The organism is Micromonospora sp. NPDC002411 (assembly GCF_053592955.1).
This window is the reverse complement of record NZ_JBSFBM010000260.1, coordinates 1-9,427: the sequence shown is the minus strand read 5'-3', so window position 1 is coordinate 9,427 and position 9,427 is coordinate 1. Positions and strand designations below refer to the sequence as shown.

Annotated in this window: 6 protein-coding genes and 2 pseudogenes; 7 read left to right on the top strand and 1 reads right to left on the bottom strand. The window is 73.6% G+C overall.

What is annotated here, in order from left to right:
- From ACWCO3_RS25690 to ACWCO3_RS25670, 5 genes and pseudogenes are all read left to right on the top strand, one after another.
- Positions 1-362 (top strand): annotated as a pseudogene (locus tag ACWCO3_RS25690) (hypothetical protein); the annotation flags it as partial.
- A 7-nt stretch (positions 363-369) separates the two neighbouring features.
- Positions 370-1,233, top strand: a pseudogene (locus ACWCO3_RS25685) (M48 family metallopeptidase); the annotation flags it as partial.
- A gap of 895 nt (positions 1,234-2,128) precedes the next feature.
- A complete protein-coding gene (locus tag ACWCO3_RS25680; protein ID WP_208745083.1) occupies positions 2,129-2,626 on the top strand; it encodes a GNAT family N-acetyltransferase in 498 nt (165 codons plus the stop codon).
- Between the two features lie 9 nt (positions 2,627-2,635).
- Positions 2,636-3,436, top strand: a complete 801-nt coding sequence (locus ACWCO3_RS25675; protein WP_450012439.1) for an SAM hydrolase/SAM-dependent halogenase family protein — start codon at positions 2,636-2,638, stop codon at positions 3,434-3,436.
- Positions 3,437-3,461: 25 nt separating this feature from the next.
- Entirely contained in the window at positions 3,462-3,704 is a 243-nt protein-coding gene (locus tag ACWCO3_RS25670) for a CPCC family cysteine-rich protein (protein WP_088946738.1), read from the top strand.
- A gap of 27 nt (positions 3,705-3,731) precedes the next feature.
- Here ACWCO3_RS25670 and ACWCO3_RS25665 read toward each other — a convergent pair whose 3' ends face one another.
- Positions 3,732-4,994 (bottom strand): hypothetical protein, encoded by a 1,263-nt coding sequence (locus ACWCO3_RS25665; RefSeq protein ID WP_450012437.1) that lies wholly within the window; start codon positions 4,992-4,994, stop codon positions 3,732-3,734.
- A 109-nt stretch (positions 4,995-5,103) separates the two neighbouring features.
- Between ACWCO3_RS25665 and ACWCO3_RS25660 the strand changes: the two genes are divergently transcribed.
- Together ACWCO3_RS25660 and ACWCO3_RS25655 are read left to right on the top strand one after the other, a co-directional pair.
- Positions 5,104-5,913 (top strand): DNA-formamidopyrimidine glycosylase family protein, encoded by an 810-nt coding sequence (locus ACWCO3_RS25660; RefSeq protein ID WP_145784973.1) that lies wholly within the window; start codon positions 5,104-5,106, stop codon positions 5,911-5,913.
- A gap of 155 nt (positions 5,914-6,068) precedes the next feature.
- Positions 6,069-9,427 (top strand): hypothetical protein (locus tag ACWCO3_RS25655; RefSeq protein WP_450012435.1); only part of this gene is annotated, 3,359 nt, incomplete at its 3' end.

Below are 9,427 nucleotides of genomic sequence, written 5' to 3'. Positions count from 1 at the left end.
TCGGCATCGACGCCGAGGCCGGGCCGACCGAGATCGCCATCCTGGCCGACGACACTGTCCTGCCCCGGCCGGTTCCGGTTCCGGTGGCGTCGGTGCTGGTGCTGGAGGGGGTCAGCGCCGCGCGGGCGGTGATCGGGCCGGAGCTGACCCTGGCCGTCTTCGTCACCGCGCCCGCGCCGCTGCGGCTGGCTCGCGCGGTCGCCCGGGACGGGCCGGAGATCCTGCCCGAGCTACGTCGATGGCACGCCGGGGAGCGGGCGCACTTCGCCGCCGACGACACGGCTTCCCGGGCGGACCTGCTGGTCGACGGCGCGCCGGCGCTGCCGCACGACGCGGACCGGTACTACGTGCGTATTCGCTGAGCGGGGCATGGACGTCCGCCACTGGCTACGGCACGATGCGAGATGGCCGCCATCGGCACGGCCCGGCGGGCACGGCGCGGGAAGACCCAGAGCACGGCGCGGGAAGACCAGGAGCACGGCGATCGGGGGACTCATCATGTCGGCAACGGACACGCCCGCGCGGCGCCGGATCACTCTCACCGGCATCAGCTCGCGGGCCTGGGAGCATCCCGCCGACCGGGGCGCCCTGGTCGCGCTGCGGGAGTTGCGCGGCTTCGACGACGTGCTGCGGTCGTTCTTCGGCATGTGGAACGAGCGGGGCTTCCGACTGTCCGTGCTGGCCTCGGGGATCCGGGTCGACCACCGGCAGTACCCGGCGGTGTGGCAGCGCTACACCGAGGCCGCGGCGGCGTTGGACGTGGCCGAACTGCCCGAGCTGTACGTGACCCAGTCGCCCTGGTTGGGTGCCGAGGCGGTCGGCCTGGAACGGCCGTTCATCGTGCTCAACTCCGCGTGCGTGCAGCAACTCGACGAGGACGAGCTGCGCTGCCTGCTCGGCCACGAGCTGGGGCACGTGGGCAGCGGGCACGCTGTCTACAAGACCATGCTCATGATCCTCACCCGGTGGGCGGCCAACCTGAGCTGGTTGCCGGTGGGCGCGATCGCGTTGCGGGCGATCATCGCGGCGATGCTGGAGTGGTGGCGCAAGGCGGAACTCTCCGCCGACCGGGCCGGTCTGCTCGCCGGGCAGGACCCGGCCGCCGCGCTGCGGCTGCTGATGAAGCTCGCCGGCGGCGGTGACCTGTCCCAGGTCGACACGACCGCGTTTCTGGAGCAGGCCGCCGAGTACGCCGGCGGCGGCGACCTGCGCGACAGCCTGCACAAGATCCGGATGACGGCGTGGAGCACCCACCCGGTTCCGGTGGCCCGGGCGGCGCAGCTGCGGCAGTGGATCGACTCCGGGGCGTACGGGCAGGTGCTGGCCGGGGACTATCCGCGCCGCGACGACGACGATTCGACAAGCCTCACCGAGGAGATCAAGGCGGCTGCCGAGTCGTACCGGGAGGAGTTCAGCCGATCCACCGACCCGCTGGTCGGGTTGCTGCGCCGGCTCGGCGACGGTGCCAGCGACGTCGGGGAGTGGGTGGGCGGCACCGCCGGGCGGGCCCGCTCGTGGGTCGTCGGGGAACACGTACACCGTGACGGCGTCGGTGGCGACGACCTCGGAACAGCCCAGGCCCAGCCCGTCCGGCCCACAGTCGACCGAGCGGTCCTTCGGGTGCGGCACCTTCAGACCCGCTGCCTTGAAGGCGGTGACCACCTGCGTGGCGCCCGGAGCCCCGGCCGGCCGCTGCGGCAGCACCACCGGCGGCGGGCTGGCTTTCCGGCGCTGCGTGGGCCCCTGCGGCGGGACGGACGGCGCGCCGGATCCTGGGGTCGGCGGCGGTGCGACCCCGTCGGTGCTGGGCGGGGCAGCCGAGGGAGTCGGCGCACTCGGGAGACCGGTGGCCGCCGGGGCGGAGAAGGACGAGACGCTGGGGGCCGCGCTCGACGGGCCCGCGTCGTCGGCACCGCCGCAACCAGCGGTGACGGCGACGACGACCAGCAGGGCTCCGACGGCGGGCAGGCTCCGAAGTGTCACCACCGCAGTCTGCACAACCGCGCCGGACGGCGCGAGGGGCCGGCCGGTCGCCGTGCTGTCCCGTTTCCGCCAGCCACCGGTCGACCACCGTCGGCCGGTACGCTGCAGGGCCGGCGGGCAGACGCGGACGAAAGGCGGTCGGGTCGTGGACGGGTTGGAGGTGCGGCCGGCGCGACCCACCGAGCGGGCGGCGGTCGACGCGCTGCACGAACGCGAGTGGGGTGGCCCGTACGTGGTCGCCCACGACACCCGGCACGACGTGCGTACGCTGCCGACTCTGGTCGCGGTCGACGGCGACACGGTGGTGGCCGGTGCGTTGACTTACCACGTCGACGGGGACGGCTTGGAGGTCGTCAGCCTCGTTGCGGCCGTGCCGGGCACCGGTGCCGGTACGGCCCTGCTGGCGGCGGCGACATCGATCGCGGCCGAGGCGGGCCTCGCCCGGGTGTGGCTGATCACCTCGAACGACAACCTGCGGGCGCTGCGCTTCTACCAGCGACGCGGCATGCGACTGGTCCACGTGGACCGGGGAGCGGTGGACCGCGCCCGCCACCTCAAGCCGGAGATCCCCCTCGTGGGCGAGGACGGCATTCCGCTGCACGACGAGTTGGTCCTGGAACGACGTACCGCCGTCGAGGGTTAGCCTGCGGGCATGTCCGCCACGCCCTGGATCTCCCTGACCACCGACTACGGCCTCACCGACGGCTTCGTGGCCGCCTGCCACGGGGTGATCGCCCGGCTCGCGCCGGCCGTCCGGGTCATCGACGTGACCCACCTGGTGCCACCGGCGGACGTGCGTCGGGGCGCGGCGGTGCTGGCGCAGACGGTGCCGCACCTGCCCGTTGGTGTGCACGTGGCGGTTGTCGACCCGGGGGTGGGTACCGCCCGCCGGGGAGTCGCGCTGGCCACCCCCGGTGGGTTGCTGGTCGGCCCGGACAACGGGCTGCTGCCGGACGCCGCCGCCGCTCTCGGCGGGGTGACCGCTGCGGTGCAGCTGGCCGAGTCGCGCTGGCTGGCCGGGCGGGTGTCCAGCACGTTCCACGGACGGGACGTCTTCGCACCGGCGGCGGCCCGGCTGGCCCTCGGCGCTCCGCTGGCCGAGGCGGGGCCGCCGATCAATCCGGCGGACCTGGTCCGGCTGCCGACGCCGACGCTGACAGTGGACGACGAGGGCTTCACCGCCGAGGTGGTGACAGTGGACCATTTCGGCAACGTCCAGTTGGCCGCACCAGCGCGTCTGCTCGACCCGCTTCCGGCAGCACTGCGGGTCGGGCCGCCCGGTTCGGAGCGGACCCGACCGGCCGTGCGGGGCCGGACCTTCGCCGACGCCCCGGCCGATGGTCTGGTGGTGTACGTCGACTCGGCCGATCTGGTGGCGGTCGCGGTCAACGGCGGGCGGGCGGTGGACCTCCTCCGAGTGGTCCCGGGTGACGTCCTGCGGGTTTCCCGCTGATATTCGACTGTGGAATGCTGCCCCGGTGGGTGAACAAGTGGTTCCCGTGGGTTGTCCCTGCTGCGCCTCACGGACCGGCGGGGGGACCTGCCCGGTCTGCTTCTGGACCGACGACGGCCAGACCGACGCCGACGCCGATGCGGTCCGGGGTGGCCCGAACGGCGACCTGAGCCTGTCGCACGCCCGACTCAACTACGCCGTCTACGGTGCCAGCCACCCGCGCTACCAGGACATGGTGCGGCAGGCCCGCCCCGACGAGCGCCCCTGACGCAGCACTCGACAGGGCGGGCACGGGTCAGCAGACCGGCACGCTGCCGCCGTACACGCTGGAGATGTAGGCGTGGCTGACGTACTGCCCGGTCGCCAGGCGGTTCCAGCGGGTGGTGGTGCGGTACGGGCCGGCCACCGACTGTCCGGTGACGTAGCACTGGATCGGCACGTGGGCCAGCCGGGCGGCGAGGCCCCGCACGGCGTACGAGGTGCCGGCTCCGGAGCGGATGTTGAGCGGGCCGTCACCGACCACGCCCCGTGGTCCGCCACCGGTCCACAGGTAGGCGACGTCCACCCAGGCGTTGGTGGTCAGCTGGAGGCCGTCCCAGAAGGTGCCGTCGGCGAGGTCGATGCCGGCCGGGTTGAGCACGGTACGCCCGAACTGGTCCCGCCCACCGTTGTAACCGGACTGGTACGCGGCCTGCGCCTCGGGCCGGCCCTGCGGCAGGTTCTTCCAGTTCTCCCGTACCGATGACGGGTTCCAGTAGTCGTCGCGGGTGTTCCACGGCCCGACGTCCCAGACCGGCGCGTACTCACAGCGGGTGCCGTTGGTCGTGCAGACCCGCACTGTGTAGTCGCCGGTGTTGAGCGGGGACAGGCCGCGCCGCGACGGCAGCGCCACGAAGTGGTCCCGGGGTTGCACGGTACGGCCGTTGGCGGTCACCTCGCCGACCAGCCCGATGCGGGTGGCGTACACCCGGTAGGTGCGGCCGGGTGTGGCGGCGGACACGGCGGCTGTCGCGTCGGCGGTGAGCCGCACGCCGCGTACGGTCGCGGTGGCACCGCCGTTGGTCGCGGTGAGCACCACCCGGGTCTGCACCCGGGTGACCGACCTGTCGAAGACCGCGCCGGCGGTGGCGGCCTGCCACTCCGTCCAGCCGAGGGTCCGCCAGCCGCGGACCTGCGCCTCCACTGTCGCGCCGCCGGGGACCGACGCGTCGATCTCGGCGCGGACCCGGGTGGCCGGTCGGGCGAGGGTGCGGGAGGTGGTCAGCAGCATCCCTTCGGCGACGGCGCTGTGCGGGCTTCGCGCACGGTGTCCGGTCGCCCGGGTCTCGCGCAGCCGCAGCCCGGCGGCGGTACGTCGGACGTTGACGTCGTCGCGGTCCACGACGGAGAGGTCGGCGTCCCACCGTTCGCCGCTCGGGGCGGCAGCGGCGAGGACGAGCGGACTGCCTGTCGCGGCGTCGGCAACGCCGCCGACGGTGGGTAGGAGTGCGGCGGTGAGCAGGAAGGAGGACGTGGCGACGAGGGCGACGGACGGGATACGACAACGAAGTCGCGTCATGGGCATTCTCCTCAGAACCTCTTGACCCTCGCATGTCGGGAGATCATGAGGAACCTGAGTACAAATAGCGACACATGCGAATTCCGCTCGAAAGAGGGAGGATGGCAGGGTGCCCGAAGGAGACACCGTCTGGAACACCGCGCGCGTGCTGCACCGCGCGCTCGCCGGCGCGCGGATCACCAGCAGTGACTTTCGTGTGCCGCAGCTCGCGACCACCGACCTCACCGGCTGGACCGTGCGCGAGTCGGCCAGCCGGGGCAAGCACCTGCTGCTGCGCCTCAGCGCCCCCGACGAGGCTCCCTGGACCCTGCACTCGCACCTGAGGATGGACGGCGCCTGGCGGGCGTACGCACCGGGGGAACGCTGGAACGGACGGCCCGCACACCTGATCCGGGTGGTGCTGCGCAGCCCCGGTGCCGTCGCGGTCGGCTACCACCTGCACGAGATGGCCCTGGTGCCGACGACCGAGGAGGACCGGCTGGTCGGTCACCTCGGCCCCGATCTGCTCGGCCCGGACTGGGATGCGGCCGAGGCCGTCCGCCGGCTCGGCGACCACCCGGAGCAGACCATCGGCGAGGCGCTGCTCGACCAGCGCAACCTGGCCGGGGTGGGCAATCTCTACAAGTGCGAGGTGCTGTTCCTGCGGGGCGTGTCGCCGTGGACGCCGGTCGACGCGGTACCGGACCTGCCCGGCATGGTGACCCTGGCGCAGCGGCTGCTCGCCGCCAACCGTGGCCGGTGGACGCAGAGCAGCACTGGCTCCCTGCACCGGGGGCAGACCAGCTACGTGTACGGTCGGCGCGCCCAGCCCTGCCGCCGCTGCGGCACCGCGATCCGCAAGGAGGAGCTGGGTGAACGGGTCACCTACTGGTGCCCGGTGTGCCAGCCCGAACGCCCCGGCCCACCCGCACCGGGCTGACCAGCGCGACGTTCTCCCAGAAACGGACGATTGGGTAATTCCTATCCGGCCGCCGAAGTCGCATGCTGCGGTTGAACCCTCACCGACCGTCAGCAGAGTGCCGAGGTTCGCCACGTCGGGGTGGCGGACGTCGTGCCCCGACCCCGGGGAGAGTCATGGCGATGTTCCGCAGACTCCGCTCCACCTTCTTCGAGCGGACGACCCGCGACACGGGCGACACCGCCAGCGGACGGACGGCGTCCGTGCCCGCCGCGCGTACCGCCGAGGAGACCGCCCCGGCCCCGAGCCTGGACCCGGCCGTGGTGCCGCGATGCTTCGGCCCGGTGCCCAACTTCGCCCACAGCCCCCGCCCGAGGCGTGATCCCGGCGGGCGGGTGGTGCCCGGCACCGGGCTGCGCAAGTTCGTCGACCCCCTACCCGCTCCGGGCCAGCACTGCCGCACCGACCTCGGCAGCCACCTGCCGGTGGCAGCGCCGGACACGATCAGCTATCCGGGCTGCGACTACTACGAGATCGGCCTACAGGAGTACGCGCAGCGGCTGCACCGGGACCTGCCGGCCACCCGGCTGCGCGGCTACCGGCAGCTCAACCTGGGCACCGACACGACGGGCCACAACACCGTGGCGCCCCCCGACCGGCCGTGGCACCTCGGCCCGATGATCCTCGCCCGCCGGGGCCGACCGGTCCGGGTGAAGTTCATCAACCAGCTCCCCACCGGCCGGGCCGGCGAGCTGTTCCTGCCGGTGGACGACACGATCGCGGGCGCCGGTCTCGGCCCGCTGGACGGACCGGCGCCGTATCCGCAGAACCGGGCGGTGCTGCACCTGGCCGGAGCGCAGACCGGCTGGACCAGCGCCGGCAACCCCGGGCAGTGGATCACCCCGGCCGGGGAGATCACCCCGTACCCCACCGGGGTGGGCGTGACCCACGTGCCGGACATGCCGGCACCGGGCGCGGGTGCCACCACGCTCTACTACCCGAACGACCAGAGCGGCCGGCTGCTGTGGTGGCACGACAACACCGCCGGTCTGGCCCGGCTCACCGTCTACGGTGGGCAGCTCGCCCTCTACCTGCTCACCGACCCGGCCGAGGACCAGCTCGTCGCCGACGGGGTGCTCCCGGCCGACCAGCTCCCCCTGGTGATCGAGGACAAGACGTTCGTGCCGGACGACACCCAGCTCGCCGCCGAGGACCCGACCTGGGACCGGGAACGCTGGGGCGCCCGGGGCAGCCTCTGGCACCCACACGTGTACCAGCCCCGGCAGAACCCGTACCGGTCCGGCGGACGCAACCCGACCGGCCGGTGGGACTACGGCCCCTGGTCGCACAACCCCACCCCGGACGGCGTCCACACCGACGGCTGGGCCCCGAACCCCCACCACGACCCGGTCGACGCGCCGGACGAACCACCGCTGAGCCCTGACCTGCCGCACCCGTCAGCGGTCCCCGAGGCGTACGGCGACACCCCGCTCGTCAACGGCGTCGCCTACCCGTACCTGGAGGTGCAACCGCGCGCGTACCGGTTCCGGATCCTCAACGCCTGCCTGGACCGCAACCTGAACCTCCAGCTCTACCGCGCCCGCTCCGACGAGGCGATGTGGACGGCCGACGGCGCGCTCGCCGACGCCGACGCCGGTGAGGTGCCGATGGTGCCCGCCGTGCGGGCGGCGGACCGGCCACCCGGCTGGCCGACCGACGGACGCGACGGCGGGGTGCCGGACCCGCGTGCGGCCGGACCCGAGTTCGTCCAGATCGGCAACGAGGCCGGGCTGCTGCCCGCACCTGTGGTGCTCCCGAACCGACCGATCGGTTACCGGTACGACCGGCTCGACCCGACAGTGCTGAACGTCGACGGGCACACCCTGCTGCTCGCCCCGGGTGAGCGGGCCGACGTGCTCGTCGACTTCTCCGCCGTACCGCCGGGCAGCACCCTGATCCTGTACAACGACGCACCGGCGCCGCTGCCCGGCTACGACCCCCGCTACGACCAGCACACCGACGCGCCGGACCGCACCGCCGAGGGTGGCCCGCCTCCCACCGAGCCGGGGTACGGCCCGAACACCCGCACCCTGCTCCAGTTCCGGGTGAGCGGGGCGCCGGTGCAGCCGTACGACCTGGAACGGCTGCGCGAGCGGCTGCCAGTGGCGTACGCGGCCAGCCAGCGCCCGCCGATCGTGCCGCAGCCGGCCTACGACGCGGCGTTCGGCACGCGTACCGGGTCGGAGACGACGGTGCCGGTGCACGCCAGCACCGTGACGTTCACCCCGACGGGCAGCGCCGGCCCGGTCACACTGCCGATCACGGTCAAGGCGGCGCAGCAGGTGTTCGAGCCGGACCATGGCCGGCTGGCCGGCCGGCTCGGCGTCGGGCACCCGCACGCCGGGCCGCTCAACCCGACGACGCTGCCGCTGGGCCCCACCGACCCGGTCACCGAGGTGCTCTTCGCCACCGACCCCGCCGTGCCGGTGGGCGCGCCGGGCGACGGCACCCAACTCTGGCGGATCAGTGGCAACGTCCGGCAGACCGAGCCGCTGCACTTCGGTGGCTGCGACGTGCAGGTGGTCAACCGGGTCGGCTGGGATGGCACGGTGCGGCCACCGCACGGCAACGAGCTGGGCTGGAAGGACACCGTCCGGGTCAACCCCCGGGAGGATGTCGTGGTGGCGTTGCGTCCGGTCGCCCCGGTGCTGCCGTTCAAGCTGGGCGACAGCGTCCGACTGCTCGACCACTGTCGCCCGGCCGGGGCCCGTACCGGGTCGACCCCGGTCAGCCCGGCGGACGGGCGACCCGCCATGGTGGTCAACCAACTGGTAAACCTGGGTTGGGAGTACCGCTGGCACAGCCAGCTCGCCGGCCACCGCGACGCGGGGATGACCCGGCCACTGGTGCTGCGGGTGGCGCCGAAGGCACCGACCGGGCTGACGGCCACGCCGGTGTCCGGCTCGGCCACCGCGCTACCCGCGATCGCCCTGGCCTGGACCGGCAACGGCGGACGTCCACCGGCTACCAGCCACCTCCTGCAACGGGCCACCGACGCGACCTTCGGCGGCGAGGTCACCACGATCACCGTCGCAGCCACCGCCACCCGGTACACCGACGCGACGGTCACCCCCGGCGTGACGTACCACTACCGGATCCGGGCGGAGAACGCCGTCGGCTACTCGTCCTGGTCGAACGGGGTGCCCGCCTCGGTGCACCTGGCCGCGCCGAGCGGCCTGGTCGCGGCGCTTCCGCCGGCCGCGCCGCTGCGGGTGGCGCTGCGCTGGTCGAACCGCTCGTTCGCCACCGGGATCGACGTGCAGCGGGCAACGAACCCCACGTTCACCAGCGGCCCGGGCACCACGGCGATCAGGGTCGCCGACAACCACCTGGACGTCACCGTGGCACCGGACACCACGTACTACTACCGGGTGCGGACCACCTACCTGGGCGCCGCGTCGGCCTGGTCGACGGTCGCCACGGTGACCTCACCGCCCGCGCCGGGCACCCCCACCGGGGTGAGCGCCACCGCCAG

What these genes read in the sequence shown, in the direction of transcription:
- ACWCO3_RS25675 (WP_450012439.1), top strand. Translation starts at nt 2,636, where the DNA reads ATGTCCGCCACGCCCTGGATCTCCCTGACCACCGACTACGGCCTCACC.
- ACWCO3_RS25665 (WP_450012437.1), bottom strand. Translation starts at nt 4,994, where the DNA reads ATGACGCGACTTCGTTGTCGTATCCCGTCCGTCGCCCTCGTCGCCACG.